The sequence below is a fragment of the Rhizobium aureum genome (assembly GCF_030182495.1).
In the GTDB taxonomy this organism is placed as follows: Bacteria; Pseudomonadota; Alphaproteobacteria; order Rhizobiales; family Rhizobiaceae; genus Rhizobium; species Rhizobium tropici_C.
The window spans coordinates 89,921-108,122 of record NZ_JAQJCI010000018.1 but is presented as its reverse complement, the minus strand read 5'-3'; the positions used below and the strand labels follow the sequence as shown (position 1 = coordinate 108,122).

Below are 18,202 nucleotides of genomic sequence, written 5' to 3'. Positions count from 1 at the left end.
CAAACAAAGAGGTTTTGATGCCTTGGAGCAATCAGAATGGCGGCGGCGGCGGCCCATGGGGCGGCGGTGGCGGCGGAAATAATCAGGGACCTTGGGGGCAAGGACCAAACCGGCCGCGGGGAAGCGGCAACGGAGGGCCTCCGGACCTTGAGGATATCATTCGCCGCGGTCAGGACCGATTGAAAGGTTTCGTGCCAGGTGGCTTCAATGCAGGGGTCGTCCTCATTATCATCGCGGTGATCGCCGTTTTCTGGCTGATCCAGTGCATCTATACCGTGCAGCCGGACGAGCGCGGTGTGGAACTTCGGTTCGGCAAGCCGCGCGAAGAAGTCTCGATGCCCGGCCTGCACTTCCACATCTGGCCGATGGACCGCATCGAATTCGTAAAGGTGACCGAGCAGCAGCGCAACATCGGCGGCCGCTCGACCGCCGGCTCGACAGCCGGCCTGATGCTGACGGGCGATCAGAATATCGTCAACGTGCAGTTCTCGGTTCTGTATACCGTGACCAATCCACAATCCTATCTGTTCCATCTCGAAACCCCCGACGAGACGCTGCAGCAGGTTGCCGAAAGCGCCATGCGCGAGGTCGTCGGTCGCCGTCCCGCCCAGGACATCTATCGTGACAAGCGTCAGGAAATCGCAACCGAGGTGAGGAGCATCATCCAGGATACGATGGATCGCTATGGTTCGGGCATCTCCATCAACGCAATTCCGATCGAGGATGTTTCGCCGCCGCGCGAAGTGGCAGACGCCTTCGACGAAGTGCAGCGTGCCGAACAGAATGAAGACCAGCAGGTGGAAGAGGCCAACCAATACGCCAACCAGAGGCTCGGTCAGGCGCGCGGTCGTGCGGCTCAAATCCGCGAAGAAGCAGCCGCCTATAAGGACCGTGTCGTGAAGGAAGCTCAGGGTGAGGCGCAGCGCTTCATCTCGATCTACGACGAATACGTCAAGGCGCCGGACGTCACCCGCAAGCGTCTGTTCCTCGAAACCATGGAGTCCGTCATCGGCAATTCCAACAGCATCATCATCGACGACAAGCAGGGTGTCGTGCCTTACCTGCCGCTGAATGACATCGGCAAGCAGTCTACGACGCCGGCGGGCAAGCCCGCCGCTGCAACTCAGCCGGAGGCCAAATAATGACGTCCAGCCGTTTGCCAGCCATTCTCATCGCCCTCGCGGTAGTGCTGCTGCTCATCTATTCGTCGGTGTTCGTGGTCAATGCCCGTGAACAGGCGATCGTCCTGCGCTTCGGGCAGATCCGCGAGGTCAAGACGGAACCGGGTCTCTACTTCAAGCTGCCTTTCGCCTTCATGGATGCCGATCGGGTCCAGTATGTGCAGCTGCAGGAGCTTCGCTTCGATCTGGACAATATTCGCGTCCAGGTCTCTGGCGGCAAGTTCTATGAAGTCGATGCCTTCGTCGTCTACAAGATCATGGATGCACGCAAGTTCCGCGAGACCGTTTCAGGCGACCGCGACGCGGCTGAATCGCGCCTCAGAACCCGCCTCGACGCTGCCCTGCGCCGTGTCTACGGTCTGCGCGGCTTTGAAGCGGCGCTTTCCGACGAGCGTGCCTCGATGATGACGGAAGTGCGCAACGATCTGCATCGCGATGCCGAATCGCTCGGTCTCAACATCGAGGACGTCCGCATCCGCCGCACCGACCTGACCCAGGAAGTGTCGCAGCAGACCTACGACCGCATGAAGGCCGAGCGTCTGGCTGAAGCCGAACTGATCCGCGCTCGCGGTAACGAGGAAGGCCAGAAGCGCCGTGCAATCGCGGACCGTCAGGTCGTCGAGATCGTTGCGGACGCGCAGAAGGATTCCGAAGTGCTGCGCGGTGAGGGCGAAGCCGAGCGAAACGGCATCTTCGCCGATGCCTCGAAGCGCGATCCGAACTTCTACGAGTTCTATCGCTCGATGGCCGCCTATACCAAGGCGCTCGCTTCGGGCGGCAAGACGCTTGTCCTGCCGCCGAACCAGTCGGACTTCTTCAAGTACTTCGACAGTCCCGTGGGTTCAACGCCCAATTCCGGGGCGCCGGCGCTTGCCAATCCGACGTCGCCCGCGAATTAAGGTGTCAAATCAAGGAATGGAAGGGCTGCCTCACGGCGGCCCTTTTCCTAATTGCGGATCGCATCGCCTTTACCATGCCGTATCGTCGGCGCGGAGTGCGGGGATTTCGCAAAAAGGTGATTTCACGCTTCATCATTCCGCCTTATGTTGATGCTTATACAAGATTTCCCCTTTCCTGATGAGGATGCCTGATGGCTTCGACCAATCGCCTGCCTTTCAGCCGTTCGTTTGCCTTGCTGGCCAGCATCGCACTGATTGCCGGCCCCGTTGCGGGCGTTACCGAACAGGCTTATGCGCAGACGCAGAATAGCGGTGCGACGGCGGGTGCCCAGGCGCCGGCCACCAACAACCAGACGCCTCCGGCCGCATCGCCGACGGCTACGTTGAACCCTGGCGCGATAAACCCGGCAGTGAATGCCGGACCGGCTTCGGTTGCCGATCTTGCTTCGGGATTGCTGGATGCCGTCGTCAATATTTCCACATCGCAGAAGGTGAAGGACGAGGGCGATGGGCCGGCGACGCCGAAGGTGCCGGATAACTCGCCGTATCAGGATTACTTCAACGATTTCTTCAACAACAAGAAAGACGACAACAGCAATCGCAAGGTGAGCTCGCTTGGCTCCGGCTTCGTCATCGATCCCTCCGGCTACATCGTCACGAACAATCACGTCATCGAAGGCGCCGACGATATCGAGGCGATCTTCCCGAACGGCACCAAGCTGAAGGCAAAATTGATCGGCACGGATACGAAGACCGATCTTTCCGTGCTTAAGGTCGAGCCGAAGCATCCGCTGACGGCGGTGAAGTTCGGCGATTCCTCCAAGATGCGGATTGGCGACTGGGTGATGGCGATCGGCAATCCCTTCGGCCTCGGCGGATCCGTGACCGTCGGTATCGTTTCGGCCCGCGGGCGCAACATCAATGCCGGTCCCTATGACAACTTCATCCAGACGGATGCGGCGATCAACAAGGGCAATTCCGGCGGCCCGCTCTTCAACATGAAGGGCGAGGTGATCGGCATCAACACCGCCATCATCTCCCCGAGCGGCGGCTCGATCGGTATCGGTTTTGCCGTCCCGTCGGAACTGGCGGAGGGCGTCGTCAATCAGCTCCGGGATTTCGGCGAGACGCGCCGCGGCTGGCTCGGCGTACGCATTCAGCCGGTAACGGATGATGTCGCCAACAGTCTTGGGCTGGCCGGAGCCAAGGGCGCGCTCGTGGCCGGTATCATCAAGGGTGGCCCTGTCGATAACGGCTCGATAAAGGCGGGCGATGTCATCCTCAAATTTGACGGCAAGGATGTGGAAGAGATGCGCGACTTGCCGCGCGTCGTCGCCGAAAGCCCCGTCGGCAAGGAAGTCGATGTCGTCATTTTCCGTGACGGCAAGGAACAGACTGTCAAGGTGACCCTCGGCCGGCTGGAAGACAGCGATCAGGCGGCAGCCGCCAGCACCGACAAGACCAAGAAGCCGCAGCTTGCGCCCGACGATAATGGCAATAATGGCGGCGTCATCAACCCCGACGAGGGCGATGAGGGTGGCGATGACGGCATGGATGGGCAGGACCAGGGCGCCGATCCGCAGCAATCGCCGCAGGCTCAGCCACCGGTACAAGCGACCTCGAACATACTGGGCATGAAGCTCGCGACGCTGACATCGGAGAACCGCAAAAGCTTCGGCATCGCCGATAGCGTCGATGGCGTCGTCATCACTGAAGTGGCGCCCGGTTCGGCAGCGGCGGACAAGGGTCTGAAACCCGGCGACGTCGTCGTGGAAGTGGCGCAGGAATTCGTCCAGACGCCGAGTGCCGCCTCGGAGAAGGTGGCGTCTCTGAAGCGTGAGGGACGTCGCAATGCGCAGATGATGGTTGCGTCTCCGAACGGTGACTTGCGCTTCATCGCCGTTGCGTTGGAGTAGAGGGTCAGCGCCCGGCTTGCTTTGCCTGCCGGGCCTGCCATTCGGCTGCCGTCAGGCGGTAGAGCACATGCCGCTTCAGACGGGGATGGGTGTCGGGCACGTTGGGATGATCGAAATCACCGCCTTCGACACGACGCATGCCGATGCGTTCCATGACAGCGGTCGACCTGACATTGTTGTGCACCGCAAAGGAGACGATCTGGTCCAGGCCGAGCCTGTCAAAACCGTGGGCAAGCAGGGCTCGCGCCGCTTCGCTGACGAATCCCTTGCCCCATTGCCGTGCCACTAGGCGCCAGCCGATCTCGATCGTCCCCGCCGGCACGAAGGGTTCCAGATGATCTGTCCGCATCAATCCGCAATAACCGATCGCTTCTCCGCTTTCTTTGAGCTCAAGGGCATAGAGGCCAAACCCGGTTTCTGAAATCATCGCATGAACGCGATCGAAGAAAGCGTCGGCTTCCGCACGATTGCGGCGGAACGGAAAGAATTCCATGACGGCTTCGTCGGAATTGATCTCGTAGGCCAGATCACGATCCGTCTCGCGCCAGTTGCGGATGATGAGGCGGTCGGTTTCGGTGATGATCATCCAAAGCCCCGATCCCGGCGATTGCGCCGTTCTATGGTTTGATGAAGTCCGTCTTGCGATAGCCCTGGATGTAGAGGAGGGCGGTGAGATCGCCATGGTCGATGCGCATTCCGGCCTGTGCCGAGACCGTCGGCTTGGCGTGAAGTGCGACGCCGGAGCCGGCAAGCTGCAGCATGCCGAGGTCATTTGCGCCGTCGCCGACGGCGAGCGCGTCATCGGTGGAAATGCCGAGCTTGCCGGCGATATCGTTCAGCGCATCCACCTTGGCTTGCTTGCCGAGGATCGGTTCCTCGACGAGCCCGGTCAGGATGCCGTTTTCTTCCAGCAGGATATTGGCGCGGTTCTCGTCGAAGCCGAGGGTGGTGCCGATGCGGCTGGTAAAGACGGTGAAGCCGCCGGAGACGAGGGCGGTGTAGTAGCCCTTCGCCTTCATCGTCGCGATGAGTTCGGGGCCGCCAGGCGTCAGCGTGATGCGCTTGGCAATGACATCGTCGACGACGGAAATGGGCAATCCCTTCAGCAGCGCCACGCGCTCGCGCAGCGCCGGCTCGAAGGCGATTTCGCCATTCATGGCGCGAGCCGTAATGTCTGCGACTTTCTCCTTGAGGCCGACTTCGGCGGCAAGCTCGTCGATGCATTCCTGGCCGATCATGGTGGAGTCCATATCGGCAATCAGCAACTTCTTGCGGCGGGTGTCGGCATCCTGAATCACGAGATCGATCGGCTCGCTGCCGATCACGGCCAATATATTGGCCTCTGCGGCCCCGATATCAGTCCCGTCGCGAAGCGCGATATCGCAGGCAATGCCATCGGCTAGCCAATAGAGCCCGGACGCTTTGACAGCATCAGCCGCCTGTTCAGCGATGGCCGGAACAAGAACGGGGTTTGACGGATTGGCAATAAGCGTGGCAACGAGGGCCATGAGCAGAAACCTTGTGAGCGATATCGACGCGATCCTGATAACCGGGCCGACCGCCAGCGGCAAGTCCGCGCTGGCGGTAGAATTGGCCCGTTTGCATGGCGGCGTCGTCATCAATGCCGACAGCATGCAGGTCTACGATACCCTGCGCGTGCTGACTGCGCGACCCTCGGAGGCCGAGATGGAAGGCATTCCGCATCATCTCTACGGTCATGTGCCGGCGGGACAGGCCTATTCGACCGGCGCCTGGCTGCGTGAGGCAGGCGTCTTGGTCGAGCGCCTGCGCGACGAGGGGCGATTGCCTGTCTTCGTCGGTGGTACCGGGCTCTATTTCAAAGCGCTGGCTGGCGGGCTCTCCGACATGCCCGAGATTCCACCTGACATCCGTAGCCGGCTTCGCAGTCGGCTGTTGGCGGAAGGGGCGGAGGCGCTGTATGGCGAGCTTGCAGAACGTGATAGCGCTATTGCTGAAACCCTCAACCCGCAGGATGGCCAGCGCATTGTCCGCGCCCTGGAGGTGAGGGAGGCGACGGGCCGTTCGATTGCCGCCTTTCAGGGCAAGACCGGGCCGATGGTCATCGATCCAGATCGTGCTCGGAAAATCGTTGTCCTGCCCGAGCGCGCGCTGCTGCACCAGCGCATCAACAGCCGCTTCGAGACGATGCTGGCAATGGGGGCGGAGGAGGAGGTGCGGGCTTTGCTGGCATTGGATCTGTCGCCGGAGATGCCGGTCATGAAGGCGATCGGGGTATCGCAGATCGCCGCGATGCTGAAGGGTGAGATGACGCGGGAAGAGGTCATCGAAACCGGAGCAGCGGCAACGCGGCAATATGCCAAGCGGCAGATGACCTGGTTTCGCAATCAGATGGACGAGAGCTGGGAGCGTCTGAGCCCGTGAGCCTGCTGCCTCAATCCTTGTCGTAGAGGCTGCTCAGCGGCTTTTTCAGTATGCTGTCCCGCAGCGAAAGGCCGGGTTCCCGCTTGAGCGACGGTAAGGGTTCTCTCGGCGGCACTGGTCGTGCGGCCGTATCGTCGCTGCGAAATTCGCGGCGCAGGTCCGCAAGCCTGCTGTCGATCGATGTCTGCGGCGGCTGCGCTGTCTGCGGGGTGGCCGCGCGAGGCAGCATGTCGGGGCGATAGGGTTCGATCGATGGCGCATCGGCTTCCGCCACACGTTGCGATGTCTGCTCTATAGGTAGATCGTCGAAATCATTCCTGCTCTCGGTTACCGCATCCGCTGCGGCACCGTAGTTCTGTTGCAAGGCGCTGATATCTGGACCTGTAATCGAACGCATGCGGCTGATGATCGTGCGCAGATCGACCGTATCAGGCGAATCCTCGCTGACCTTCGCCGTGCTGCCGCTGGCTTTCGGCAGCAAATGCCGCTCGACCTGGGAAAAGCGCATGCGCATCGGAACTGCGATGGCCTCGCCGAAGGCGATAGCTTCACCGTTGCCGATCGATGACAGAAAGCTCGTTGTCGAGATCGAGGAGTTCGGGATGGCCGAGCGAATGATTTCCTGGTCGCGATCATTGGCGAGACGCATGGCGAAGAGCGTCGAACACTGCGACAGGATCGTTTGATCGAGTTCGCCCGGCCGCTGCGTGATGATGCCGAGCGATACGCCGTATTTGCGGCCCTCCTTGGCGATGCGGGCGATGGCCTGGCGCGTCGGGAAGAAGCCGAGCGTCGGATCGGCGGGAATGTAGCGATGCGCTTCCTCGCAGACGACCAGCATATGGATCGCACCGTCGCTCCAGAGCGCCAGCTCGAACGCCATACGGCAGAGGACGGACGCCACGGAGTTGATGACTTCCGAGGGGATGCCGGCGAGCTGGAACGTGCAGATCGGCTTGCCGTCGCCCGGAATGCGGAAGATCTTGGCGATGGTCTCCATGATCGTATCGGTGATCGTATTGTTGGAGAACATGAAGTGATAGCGGGGATCGTTGATCGCCGAGATGATGCGCATTTTCAGGGAGCGCAGATGCGGCTTTTCCTGCCGGCCCTCCAGCCGGCCGATGCGCTCGTCGATCAGCGCCAGCAGATCGGCCATGCGGTAGGGAACCGGCGTATCCGCCGTCACGGAAGACTTTTCCGTCTGGCGGCGCATCAGGCTTGAATCGCTGCCGCGGAAGGCGCGTCTTGCTTCCGGAATAAGATCGCGCAGCGCATCGAGCTCCTCCGGTATCGCCGGTCGGCCGCGGAAGACGACTTCGCTGAATTCTTCCAGCCGCATCAGCCAGAAGGGCAGGTCGAGCGTATCGGTGTCGATGACGACGGCGTGCTTCGGAAAGGCGGCGGCAAATTCATTATGCGGATCGAGGATCAGTACGCGCAGTTTCGGATCGGTGCTGATCGCCTTGTGCAGCAACAGCGAGACGGCGGTGGATTTGCCGACGCCGGTCGAGCCGACGACGGCGAAATGCTTCGACAGCATGGAGGGAATATGGATGGCGGCGTCGATGCTTTCATCCTGCGTCAGCTTGCCGATGACGCAGCTATTGCCCTTGCCGGCATCGAAGATGCGCATGAGATCGGCGGCACGGATGCGATGCGCAATCGCGCCGAGATAAGGATAGGCGGTGATGCCGCTCGAAAATTCCTCGCGGCCATCCGGCCCGACATGGACCTCGCCCAAAAGTTCGACCTCGATGCGGAACAGATTGTCCTGTCCTTCGCCCCAGCCGACGCTTTGCGTGTTCATCGAATAGACGAGGGCGGCCACGCGGTTCTTTCCGACACTGATGGAAATCAGCCGACCGACCGACCATAGTTCGGTAAGGTCCGTGCCACCGGCCTCGGCGACGGCGGCGATCGTTGCTCTCGAGCCGTTGCACGCAACTACACGGCCGAGGAAGCGATTTCCCGGCTTCAGCTTGTCGCGACGATCAAAATCTCCAGCTTTGCCGGACGTCTGCAGATCATTGTTCAGCAAACAGCTACCCCAACTAGTCCATGCCGGAGCATAGAGATGGCGGCTTAACAAAATCCTGTCGGTCATCCATGCATTTAAAGGGTTTCGGCGACACCGCGATTTTTTATTGCTTCACGCGTTGACGCTTCGAAATTTTCTGTCTATCACTTCGCCCCATGAAAAACTCGATCGGTCTTATCGTGGTGGGAAAGCGCATGGGCAGGATGGTGTAACCATCCGGCGACAGCCACCCATGCGCTAGATGACAGGCTCCCCAAGGGGCCTTTTTTTATGCCCGAAATCGAGATTTCATTCTTCCAAACCTCCAGCAGACAGCGGAACAAACGTATGACCGGCACAGATAATCAGGCGAGCGGCAATCGAATGACAGGCGCGGAGATCGTGTTGCAGGCGCTCAAGGACAACGGCGTCGAACACATCTTCGGTTATCCGGGCGGTGCCGTGCTTCCGATCTATGACGAGATCTTCCAGCAGGACGACATCAAGCACATCCTCGTTCGCCACGAGCAGGGCGCCGGCCATGCGGCCGAGGGCTATGCCCGCTCCACCGGCAAGGTCGGCGTCATGCTGGTTACCTCCGGCCCGGGCGCGACCAATGCGGTCACGCCGCTGCAGGACGCCTTGATGGATTCCGTCCCGCTTGTCTGCCTCAGCGGCCAGGTCCCGACAACTCTGATCGGCTCCGACGCCTTCCAGGAATGCGATACCGTCGGCATCACGCGGCCCTGCACCAAGCACAACTGGCTGGTCAAGGACGTCAACGAGCTGGCTGCTGTCATTCATGAAGCCTTCCGCATCGCCCAGTCGGGTCGTCCAGGCCCCGTCGTCGTCGACATTCCGAAGGACATTCAGTTCGCGACCGGCACCTATACGCCGCCGGAAGCCCATCATGTCCAGAAGAGCTATCAGCCGAAGATCCAGGGCGATCTCAACAAGATCACGCAGGCGATCGAGCTGATGAAGAATGCCCGTCGCCCGGTCATCTATTCCGGCGGCGGCGTCGTCAATTCCGGTCCGGAAGCCTCCAAGCTGCTGCGCGAATTGGTCGAGCTGACCGATTTCCCGATTACGTCGACGCTGATGGGCCTCGGCGCCTATCCGGCTTCCGGCAAGAACTGGCTCGGCATGCTCGGCATGCATGGTTCCTACGAGGCCAACATGGCGATGCATGATTGCGACGTCATGGTCTGCATCGGTGCACGCTTCGACGACCGCATTACCGGCCGCCTGAATGCCTTCTCGCCGAATTCGAAGAAGATCCATATCGACATCGATCCGTCTTCGATCAACAAGAATGTCCGCGTCGATGTCGGCATCCTCGGCGATGTCGGCAATGTTCTGGAAGACATGGTTCGCCTGTGGCGCGCCTTGCCGCAGAAGCCGGCTGCCGAGCGTTTGGGCGACTGGTGGGCCGACATCACCCGCTGGCGCGCGCGCAATTCCTTTGCTTACAAGGCGAGCGACGACGTCATCATGCCGCAATATGCGATCCAGCGCCTCTATGAGCTGACGAAGCATCGCGATACCTACATCACCACCGAAGTCGGCCAGCACCAGATGTGGGCGGCGCAGTTCTACGGCTTCGAACAGCCGAACCGCTGGATGACCTCGGGTGGTCTCGGAACCATGGGCTACGGCCTGCCGGCAGCGCTCGGCGTGCAGATCGCCCATCCGGAGAGCCTGGTCATCGACATTGCCGGCGATGCTTCTATTCAGATGTGCATTCAGGAAATGTCGGCTGCGATCCAGCACAATGCGCCGATCAAGATCTTCATCCTCAACAACCAGTACATGGGCATGGTTCGTCAGTGGCAGCAGCTGCTGCATGGCAATCGTCTGTCCAATTCCTACACGGAAGCGATGCCTGATTTCGTCAAGCTTGCGGAAGCCTATGGTGCCGTCGGCCTGCGTTGCGAGAAGCCGGGTGAGCTCGATGGCGCCATCCAGGAAATGATCGACGTCAACAAGCCGGTCATCTTCGATTGCCGCGTCGCCAATCTCGCCAACTGCTTCCCGATGATCCCCTCGGGCAAGGCGCACAACGAAATGCTGCTGCCGGACGAAGCAACCGACGAGGCCGTCGCCAATGCCATCGACGCCAAGGGGCGCCAGCTGGTTTGATCGATAGCTGGGGTGCTGCAGGAGCCGCGCCTCAGCCGATCCCGCCGGCATGCCGAACAAGAACCGAGGAAACGGAACAAGGATCATGAACGCACACCTTCAACCCACGGGCTCCGCCTACTTCATTTCGCCCGAAACCGCGGCGGCCGAGAGCCATACGCTTTCGGTGCTGGTCGACAACGAGCCCGGCGTTCTCGCCCGCGTCATCGGCCTCTTCTCCGGCCGTGGCTACAATATCGAAAGCCTCACCGTTTCGGAGACGGAGCATCAGGCGCATCTGTCGCGCATTACCATCGTCACGCGCGGCACGCCGCAGGTGCTGGAGCAGATCAAGGCGCAGCTTGAGCGCATCGTTCCCGTTCACCGCGTCGTCGATCTGACGGTGCGCGCCCGCGAACTCGGCCAGGAGCGGCCGATCGAGCGCGAAGTGGCACTGCTGAAGGTCACCGGAAACGGCGAGACGCGCGCCGAGACGCTGCGGCTCGCCGACGCCTTCCACGCGAAGGTCGTGGATGCGACCGTCGAGCACTTCATTTTCGAGATCACCGGCAAGTCCTCGAAAATCGATCAGTTCATCGCCATCGTCAAGCCGCTCGGCCTTATCGAAGTCTGCCGCACCGGCATTGCTGCGATGAACCGCGGCTCACAGGGGATGTAAGAGCCTGCGGCGTTGATCGGCTTGCCGACCGGAATTGCGTGAGAAATCAGAGCGGTTTGGTGCTTTCGTGAAGCACCAAACCGCTCTATCTTTTGCGATGACCGACCTAGGCCGGCGATATCACTTCTAGCGAGGGAACATTGTGGCAGTCCTTGCCGGCGAGACTTTGCCTGAGATAGGTGAAAAGCCGTGGCATCCGCCGGCTGGCATGCGCCTCGGCGCGGCGCCTTTCGTACGAAGTGATTTTCCCTGGCTCGGACATTATTTCCGTTCGCAGAAACTGGCCTCGATCCTTTCTCCTAAAATTGGCGGCATCGTGTCCTGGGGTGGCCGCGCGCCGGCCAAGGTGGCAGCCAGGTTTGCACGGTTTCGCGGATTGCGCCACTGGCATCTCGAGGACGGTTTCCTGCGGTCGATAGGGCTTGGCAAGTCCGGCGCCATTCCGCTGTCCATCGTTATCGACGATCTTGGCCTGCCCGTCGATGCAAACAGGCCGTCGCGGCTTGAGCAGCTGATAGAGGGGGCGGGAGAGGCAGGAGAGCTCGGCCGCGCTATCCGCGAGCAGATCGTTCTCAACAAGCTCTCGAAATACAATCATCTCCCCCATCGGCAGCCCAATATCGAGCGGACTGCAAAGCGCCGCATTCTGCTGGTGGATCAGGTCGTTGGCGACGTTTCCGTCGACAGGGCGCTCGGCTCAAAAGCCTCCTTCGAGAAGATGCTTGCCGATGGGCTGGCGAGCGATTCGCAATGCCTCATCCGCACCCATCCGGATGTCATGGCCGGGCTTCGTAAGGGATATCTTACGGGGCCGGCTTCCAAGGGCGATGTGGTCATGATCGACGATGCCGTGTCGGTAGCCTCCATCCTCGAAGTCGTCGACGAGGTCTGGACGGTTTCGAGCCAGTTCGGCTTCGATGCGCTGCTGCGCGGCATTCCGGTCCGCTGCTATGCCGCGCCCTTTTATGCAGGCTGGGGGGTGACTGAGGATCATTTCGGCGTTTACACCAAGGCAATACTTGCCAGGCGCCGGACCAAGCGGAGGACGGTCGATCAGATCGCCGCTGCCGCCTTTTCACTTTACCCGACCTATCGCGATCCGGCCGACTGGCAGGAGATCGATGCTTTCCGGGCAATCGAGCTGATCGTTGCGCAGCAGAAGGCTGCTGCGTAAACCTATAGCATCTCCAATGACTTCTTTCGCGACGGCGGCGGGAAGGCGGCATCGAGCACAGCCCAATCCTCGTCGGTGATATCGATATCGATCGACTCACGGTTTTCCTCGATGCGCTGAGGGTTCGAGGACTTCGGGATCGAGATCACGCCGTCGCGCTCCAGCAGAAAGGCAAGCGCGATCTGGGCCGGCGTCGCCTGATAGGTCTTGGCAATCCGGATCAGCTCGGGATGGTGGAGCAGGCGGCCTTGCTCGATCGGCGAATAGGCCATGATTGGAATGCTTCGCTCCTGGCACCATGGCAAGAGGTCATATTCGATGCCGCGCCGGGAGAGATTGTAGAGCACTTGGTTGGCGGCGACATTGCCGCCGTTCGGCACGGAGAGCAGCTCGTCCATATCCGCAACGTCGAAGTTCGACACGCCCCAGGCTTCGATCTTCCCGGCCGCCTTTAGGCTTTCGAAGGCTTCCACCGTTTCTTCGAGCGGATAGTTACCGCGCCAATGCAGCAGATAGAGATCGATGCGATCGGTATTCAGGCGCTTCAGGCTGCGTTCGCAGGCTGCAACTGCGCCCTTGCGGCTCGCATTGGCGGGATAGACCTTGCTGACGAGGAAAACCTCGTCGCGGCGGCCTTCGATCGCCTTGCCGACAATCTCCTCCGAGCCGCCGTCTGCATACATCTCAGCCGTGTCGATCAGCGTCATGCCGAGATCGAGGCCGGTTTTCAGGCTGGCGATCTCATCCCTGGCGCTTGCTGCATTCTCGCCCATATTCCAGGTGCCCTGGCCAAGTGCCGGAACCTGGATGCCAGAAGGAAGGGTGACGGTTGGGATGGGCTCGCGCATGGTCATTCCTCGCTGGAGAAAACCGAAGGATAGGGGCATTCAACCGGATTTCAATCGGCATCCGTCATGTCACGGTGACAATCATCCTATGGCTTTCGTATGGCCGGCGAACTAATGTCGCACCGTCATGCGCCGCCGCATTTTTGCGCGCGTGAAGAAGAATTTTGGATGCCGCCTTGTCACGATACGGTGTCCTGGGAGGCATCATGGCGCTGGATACATTTCTGGCTCTTCTACTTTTTGCATTCACGACCTCGATCACGCCCGGACCGAACAACATGATGTTGTTTACCTCCGGTGTGAACTTCGGTTTCCGGCGCACCATTCCACATATGCTCGGCATCGGTGTCGGCTTTTTTGTGCTGCTGATTGCGGTGGGATTGGGGTTGGGGGCACTTCTGCACACGGTGCCCGTGCTTTATACCGCGCTTAAATTCGCCGGCGGGGCCTATCTCGTCTGGATTGCCTGGAAGATCGGCACTTCGCGCAGCCTGAGCGAGGCGGAAAGCGATGCAAAGCCGATGAGTTTTATCAGCGCTGCTGCGTTCCAATGGGTCAATCCCAAGGCGTGGGTGATGGCTGTCACCGCCATGGCCACTTACACTAACGAGCAGCTCTATCTCTTCACCGTTCTGCTCGTCGGACTGGCATTTGCCGCCGTGAATGTGCCGAGCGTATCGACCTGGGCGGGCTTCGGCTCCGTGCTGCGCGACTGGCTGTCCGATCCCATCAGGCTTAAATGGTTCAACATAACCATGGCCATCCTGCTGGTGCTCAGTCTCTGGCCGATGCTAAAGTAACGGCCAGAGACAGGAGTAAGCCATGTCCCACGGACATTCGCACGATGATGACGACCATCATCACCACGACAACCACTATTCGGACATGCAGGCGCGGGTGAAGGCGCTGGAGACGCTGCTGACGGAAAAGGGCTTGATCGATCCGGCGGCGATCGACCGTATCGTCGAGACCTATGAGACGAAGGTGGGGCCGCGCAATGGGGCGCAGGTGGTGGCGAAAGCCTGGAGCGATCCCGACTTTGCCGACTGGCTGCGGCGCGACGCGACGGCGGCGATTGCCAGTCTCGGCTTTACCGGCCGCCAGGGCGAGCATATGCGCGCGGTGTTCAATACGTCGGAAACGCATAACCTGATCGTCTGCACGCTCTGCTCCTGCTATCCGTGGGCCGTGCTCGGGCTGCCGCCGGTCTGGTACAAGGCGCCGGCCTATCGCTCCCGCGCGGTGATCGATCCGCGTGGCGTGCTCGCCGAATTCGGCCTGACATTGCCGCAGGAGACGAAAATCCGTGTGTGGGATTCGACGGCGGAACTTCGCTATCTGGTAATCCCTGAGCGGCCTGCCGGCTCCGAAGATATGGATGAGGCGGCGCTGGCGGATCTCGTCAGCCGCGACGCCATGATCGGTACCGCGCTCGCCAAGACTCCGGAGGCCGCGTGATGAACGGTCCACACGATCTTGGCGGCCAGATGGGTTTCGGCCCAGTCGCGCCGGAACCGAACGAGCCCTATTTCCATGCCGAATGGGAAAAGCGCGCGCTCGGCATCACGCTCTCCTGTGGTGCCTTCGGTGCCTGGACCATTGATGAAAGCCGGCATGCACGCGAAAACATTCCGCCGGCCAGCTATCTTGGCGCCAGCTACTATGAGATCTGGATTCGTGCTGTCGAAGCGCTGCTGGAGCGGCACGGCTTCGCCACCGCCGAAGAGTCCCGGATCGGCCATTCGCTCGAACAGGGCAGAGTGCCGAAGCGGGTTCTGAAGGCTGAAATGGTCGATGGCGCATTGGCGAAGGGCGGTCCTTGCGACCGGCCGGTCGAGACCGCCCCGCTCTTTGCCGTCGGCGATCATGTCCGCACCAAGAACTTCAACCCGATCGGCCACACCAGATTGCCGCGCTATGCCCGCGCAAAGACGGGTGTCATCGAAGCGGTGCAGGGCTCCTTCGTCTTCCCCGATGACAATGCCCATGGCCGCGGCGAAAATCCGCAATGGGTCTATACGGTCGTCTTCGACGGTGCCGAGATCTGGGGCGAGGGCGCTGATCCCTCTTTGACGGTCTCGATCGATGCCTGGGAGAGCTATCTTGAGCGCGTGTGAGGTCCCATCGCCTCTGGCGCAATCGCCCGGACTGCCGAAGTCTGCCGATGGCGAGCCAGTCTTTCCGGAACCCTGGGCGGCGGGCGCTTTTGCGATGACCGTTCACCTGCACGAGAAGGGCCTGTTCGCCTGGAGCGAATGGGCTGAGCAGTTGTCGGTGGAACTTCACAAGCCGGGCCGCGCGCCTGACGGCAGCGATTATTTCGACTGCTGGGTGGCTGCTTTGTCAGGGCTGCTGGTCGCGAAGGGCATTGCCGATGCCGACGCGATTGTGGCTTTGCAGCAAAGCTGGCAACGTGCGGCCGAGGCAACGCCGCATGGCAAGCCGATCGCGCTTGAAAACGATCCTCAGCGCTAAGAATCAGTCAGAAATCGGCTGACGAATGGTTTGTTCTTTGTGTCACTGGCATAATACAGCCCTGTTTTGCTATGTTGCTGTCCGGTTGTTGAATTGTACATCGCAGTTTCCTGAAGAGCTTCTGTTGACCTTCTGAACAAGCGTTTCCTAACCGCTTATCCCATTCGTGAACCGTAATGTCCTCTACTTCTGTGCTAAGCGATATTCCCGGCGGCAAATCTCTGCTTGAATGGTTCGGGCGGATACCCCGCTTCCACGATGCCAAATTGCTTGAGATCAGCTTCCCGGGCAGGGCAGCAGGGCTGATGCGTATCCACGCATGGAACATGACTGATCAGGTGGACGCCAAAGGCTACTTCCTCCTGGATAAACACGCGATCGTTACCCTTGTCCTTGGGGAGGTGAGCGCCATCAGTTGTACCGATTTCGAAATGGTACCGGGTATCATCTTTGATCTGGAAATTGCGAAGATGGAAGAGAACTTCCGCATAGAATGGGATGCCAGCTACGGAGTGAGCGGTTTCGTCATCGCCAAACACATAAAGATTAGCCTCGTTCCAACAGCTTCCATCTGAGACCGTTTCGGGGCAGGGGCTAACTCAACAGCCTGGGGCGACAAAACGCTTCACCTTGAGGCAAGCTACGACGAGAACTGCCTGTAGCACTCGTCCGCCACCTGCTGCAGCATGTCCCGCGAGATTTCGCCCGTCACGGCATAGCCGAGATCGCCGTCGATCCAATAGAAGGTCTCGACGGCCTTGTCGCTGGCAAAGCGGAAGCTGGTTGTTGTGTTGCCGCTATTGCGCCCAACCAGCACGGTCAGGCGTTGACCGCTGGCATTTTCATACATGAACAGGGCGCCGGGCGTGCCGTTGACCGGCAGCAGCCGGCCACCGACCAACTGGAAGCCTAGCGTCTGCAGGCTCGGCACCTTGAGGCCAGCGACATTCATGCGTTTGCCGAGCCAGGTGGCGAGATGGGCTTCCTGATCCGCGCCGACTTCGACGGGATGGCGGACATCGCTGGCATAAACGACGAAAGCCGAATGCGCCTGTTGCGGCAGGGCTTCGATCGAGGTCAGCTGTAATTCGCGCGGTACCAGGAGATCCGGGCCGAAATGACCGGCTGCCGCACCGGCGACGAACAGTGCCAGTGAGGCGGCGAGCATCATCAGCCTGCGGCTGCGCTGTGGCGGGATCGCTTGCGCGGAGAGCGTGCTTCTGCTTGTGGAAATGAGATCAGTGTCGCCGTCCTTCGATATGGCATAGGGCGAGAACATGGCCCGGATGTCATCGTTCTGGACCTGCCATGCCGCAACGGCGGCGGCATCTTCGGGGTTTTCGGTCAGCCACGCCTGCAATTCCGCCTGTTTTTCCGGTGGCAGAAGGCCATCGGCAAAGGCGTGAAGGTCCGCTTCGGTCACGGTCGGTTTGCGTTCGTTCATCTTGGTCTCCGAAGCGTGACAACATTGTCTGCATCCAACAGGCTGGTCATCTTCTGCCGCGCGCGCGACAGGCGCGACATCACGGTGCCGATCGGGATATCGAGCATATCGGCGACATCCTGATAGCTGCAGCCTTCGACGACGACGAGCATCAGCACTGCGCGATAGTCTTCACTAAGGCTGTTCAGTGCCGTTTCCAGGCGCGATCGCTGCAGCGGATCACTGTCCGCCTCGGCTGCGGCCAAGTGGCTGTTGTCATCGATATCGACAAAGCTGCGGCCCACCTCCTGGCGCCGCCCGTTGCGATAGAGATTGGTCATGATGGTGAGGACCCAGCCGCGCAGGTTCAGCCCGCGCCACTGGCCGCGCCGGGTCAGGGCCCTTTCGACGCAATCCTGAAGCAGGTCCTCGCCATCGGCGTCCGAGCGGGTGAGGCTGCGCGAATAGCGCCTCAACGAGGGGAGGAGCGCCAGCACTTCCGCCTCGAAGCTGTCGGGCGCGGGGGATGTTCCCGCCGCGCCCTTTTCGTTCCCATCAGGGCTTCGCGACATCCCATACGCCCTTGAAGCCGTCGCCGGCGACATCACCGGATTTTGTGTCCTTGACGAAGAAATAGAGCGGCATGCCGTCCTTTGCCCACTGTTTCTTCCCGTCCTTGCGGGTAATGATCGAATATGCACCTTCCGCCTTGGCTTTGCTATCGGCGATCAGCGGCGGCCAGGCTTTCGCGCAATCGCCGTTGCAATTGGATTCGCCCGACTTGTCGTTCTTGAACGTATAGAGCGTCATGCCGTTCTCGCCGGCGAGCACCTTGCCCTTGGCGCTTTCGACCGTCTTGACTGGAGCCGCGGCGAGTGCGGCCGTGGCAAAGGCAGATGCCGCAGCGAGCGCGGTCAGGAATCTCATGGTCTTCATGATGTTTCTCCTCGGGTGGGTGGACGAGATCGTCCAGGCTTTGCTTTTTTGCGTTGCCGGACATGAGACACCGGGGCTTGCGATTTTATTCCCGGTTCGCCGGGTATTTTTTACTGCTTGCTTCCAG

General features: G+C 60.6%; 19 protein-coding genes. 12 read left to right on the top strand and 7 right to left on the bottom strand.

Annotation, left to right across the window (positions count from 1 at the left end; all coding sequences use genetic code 11):
• The first annotated feature begins 17 nt into the window (after positions 1-17).
• The 3 genes from hflK (at position 18) to PH552_RS27980 (ending at position 3,996) form a co-directional block, all read left to right on the top strand.
• Complete coding sequence (gene hflK / locus PH552_RS27990) at positions 18-1,142, top strand: FtsH protease activity modulator HflK (protein WP_113249342.1); 1,125 nt, start codon at positions 18-20, stop codon at positions 1,140-1,142.
• Positions 1,142-2,080 carry a protease modulator HflC gene (gene hflC, locus PH552_RS27985; protein ID WP_113249341.1) on the top strand — a complete coding sequence of 313 codons (939 nt, stop codon included), beginning with the start codon at positions 1,142-1,144 and terminating at the stop codon, positions 2,078-2,080. Before hflK ends, hflC begins: the two co-directional genes overlap by 1 nt.
• A 191-nt stretch (positions 2,081-2,271) precedes the next feature.
• Positions 2,272-3,996: a DegQ family serine endoprotease gene (locus PH552_RS27980; RefSeq protein WP_113249340.1), complete on the top strand. Its 1,725-nt coding sequence runs from the start codon at positions 2,272-2,274 to the stop codon at positions 3,994-3,996.
• 4 nt (positions 3,997-4,000) lie between these two features.
• On the opposite strand, the gene PH552_RS27975 is transcribed toward PH552_RS27980, so the two are convergent.
• Positions 4,001-4,582: a GNAT family N-acetyltransferase gene (locus PH552_RS27975; protein WP_113249339.1), complete on the bottom strand. Its 582-nt coding sequence runs from the start codon at positions 4,580-4,582 to the stop codon at positions 4,001-4,003.
• Between the two features lie 31 nt (positions 4,583-4,613).
• Entirely contained in the window at positions 4,614-5,504 is an 891-nt protein-coding gene (gene serB / locus PH552_RS27970) for a phosphoserine phosphatase SerB (RefSeq protein ID WP_113249338.1), read from the bottom strand.
• Between serB and miaA the strand changes: the two genes are divergently transcribed.
• On the top strand, positions 5,503-6,399 hold the full coding sequence (gene miaA, locus PH552_RS27965; protein ID WP_113249337.1) for a tRNA (adenosine(37)-N6)-dimethylallyltransferase MiaA: 897 nt from the start codon (positions 5,503-5,505) through the stop codon (positions 6,397-6,399). The two genes, serB and miaA, sit on opposite strands and share 2 nt — an antisense overlap.
• Before the next feature lie 10 nt (positions 6,400-6,409).
• On the opposite strand, the gene PH552_RS27960 is transcribed toward miaA, so the two are convergent.
• The gene (locus PH552_RS27960; RefSeq protein ID WP_113249336.1) at positions 6,410-8,440 is read right to left on the bottom strand and encodes a helicase HerA domain-containing protein; all 2,031 of its coding nucleotides are present in this window, start codon (positions 8,438-8,440) and stop codon (positions 6,410-6,412) included.
• 327 nt (positions 8,441-8,767) lie between these two features.
• On the opposite strand from PH552_RS27960, the gene PH552_RS27955 reads away from it, so the two are divergent.
• From PH552_RS27955 to PH552_RS27945, 3 genes are all read left to right on the top strand, one after another.
• Positions 8,768-10,561 (top strand): acetolactate synthase 3 large subunit, encoded by a 1,794-nt coding sequence (locus PH552_RS27955; protein WP_183761346.1) that lies wholly within the window; start codon positions 8,768-8,770, stop codon positions 10,559-10,561.
• A gap of 85 nt (positions 10,562-10,646) precedes the next feature.
• Positions 10,647-11,219: an acetolactate synthase small subunit gene (gene ilvN, locus PH552_RS27950; RefSeq protein ID WP_113249334.1), complete on the top strand. Its 573-nt coding sequence runs from the start codon at positions 10,647-10,649 to the stop codon at positions 11,217-11,219.
• A gap of 142 nt (positions 11,220-11,361) precedes the next feature.
• Entirely contained in the window at positions 11,362-12,393 is a 1,032-nt protein-coding gene (locus PH552_RS27945) for a capsular polysaccharide export protein, LipB/KpsS family (protein ID WP_113249333.1), read from the top strand.
• Positions 12,394-12,395: 2 nt separating this feature from the next.
• Here PH552_RS27945 and PH552_RS27940 read toward each other — a convergent pair whose 3' ends face one another.
• Entirely contained in the window at positions 12,396-13,241 is an 846-nt protein-coding gene (locus tag PH552_RS27940; RefSeq protein ID WP_113249332.1) for an aldo/keto reductase, read from the bottom strand.
• A gap of 206 nt (positions 13,242-13,447) precedes the next feature.
• Between PH552_RS27940 and PH552_RS27935 the strand changes: the two genes are divergently transcribed.
• From PH552_RS27935 to PH552_RS27915, 5 genes are all read left to right on the top strand, one after another.
• A complete protein-coding gene (locus PH552_RS27935; RefSeq protein ID WP_113249331.1) occupies positions 13,448-14,041 on the top strand; it encodes a LysE family translocator in 594 nt (197 codons plus the stop codon).
• 22 nt (positions 14,042-14,063) lie between these two features.
• A complete protein-coding gene (gene nthA / locus PH552_RS27930) occupies positions 14,064-14,699 on the top strand; it encodes a nitrile hydratase subunit alpha (protein ID WP_112343910.1) in 636 nt (211 codons plus the stop codon).
• Entirely contained in the window at positions 14,699-15,358 is a 660-nt protein-coding gene (gene nthB / locus PH552_RS27925) for a nitrile hydratase subunit beta (RefSeq protein ID WP_112343911.1), read from the top strand. The genes nthA and nthB overlap by 1 nt, the downstream gene beginning before the upstream one ends.
• Entirely contained in the window at positions 15,345-15,716 is a 372-nt protein-coding gene (locus PH552_RS27920; protein WP_113249330.1) for a nitrile hydratase accessory protein, read from the top strand. The genes nthB and PH552_RS27920 overlap by 14 nt, the downstream gene beginning before the upstream one ends.
• Before the next feature lie 176 nt (positions 15,717-15,892).
• On the top strand, positions 15,893-16,291 hold the full coding sequence (locus tag PH552_RS27915; protein ID WP_113249329.1) for an Imm50 family immunity protein: 399 nt from the start codon (positions 15,893-15,895) through the stop codon (positions 16,289-16,291).
• 65 nt (positions 16,292-16,356) lie between these two features.
• On the opposite strand, the gene PH552_RS27910 is transcribed toward PH552_RS27915, so the two are convergent.
• The 3 genes from PH552_RS27910 to PH552_RS27900 are packed head-to-tail and all read right to left on the bottom strand — an operon-like array spanning position 16,357 to position 18,075.
• Entirely contained in the window at positions 16,357-17,160 is an 804-nt protein-coding gene (locus PH552_RS27910) for an anti-sigma factor family protein (protein WP_113249328.1), read from the bottom strand.
• Complete coding sequence (locus PH552_RS27905; protein WP_113249327.1) at positions 17,157-17,711, bottom strand: RNA polymerase sigma factor; 555 nt, start codon at positions 17,709-17,711, stop codon at positions 17,157-17,159. Before PH552_RS27905 ends, PH552_RS27910 begins: the two co-directional genes overlap by 4 nt.
• Positions 17,695-18,075, bottom strand: coding sequence for a COG4315 family predicted lipoprotein (locus tag PH552_RS27900; protein WP_112343915.1), 381 nt, complete (start codon positions 18,073-18,075; stop codon positions 17,695-17,697). The genes PH552_RS27905 and PH552_RS27900 overlap by 17 nt, the downstream gene beginning before the upstream one ends.
• Positions 18,076-18,202: the final 127 nt, after the last annotated feature.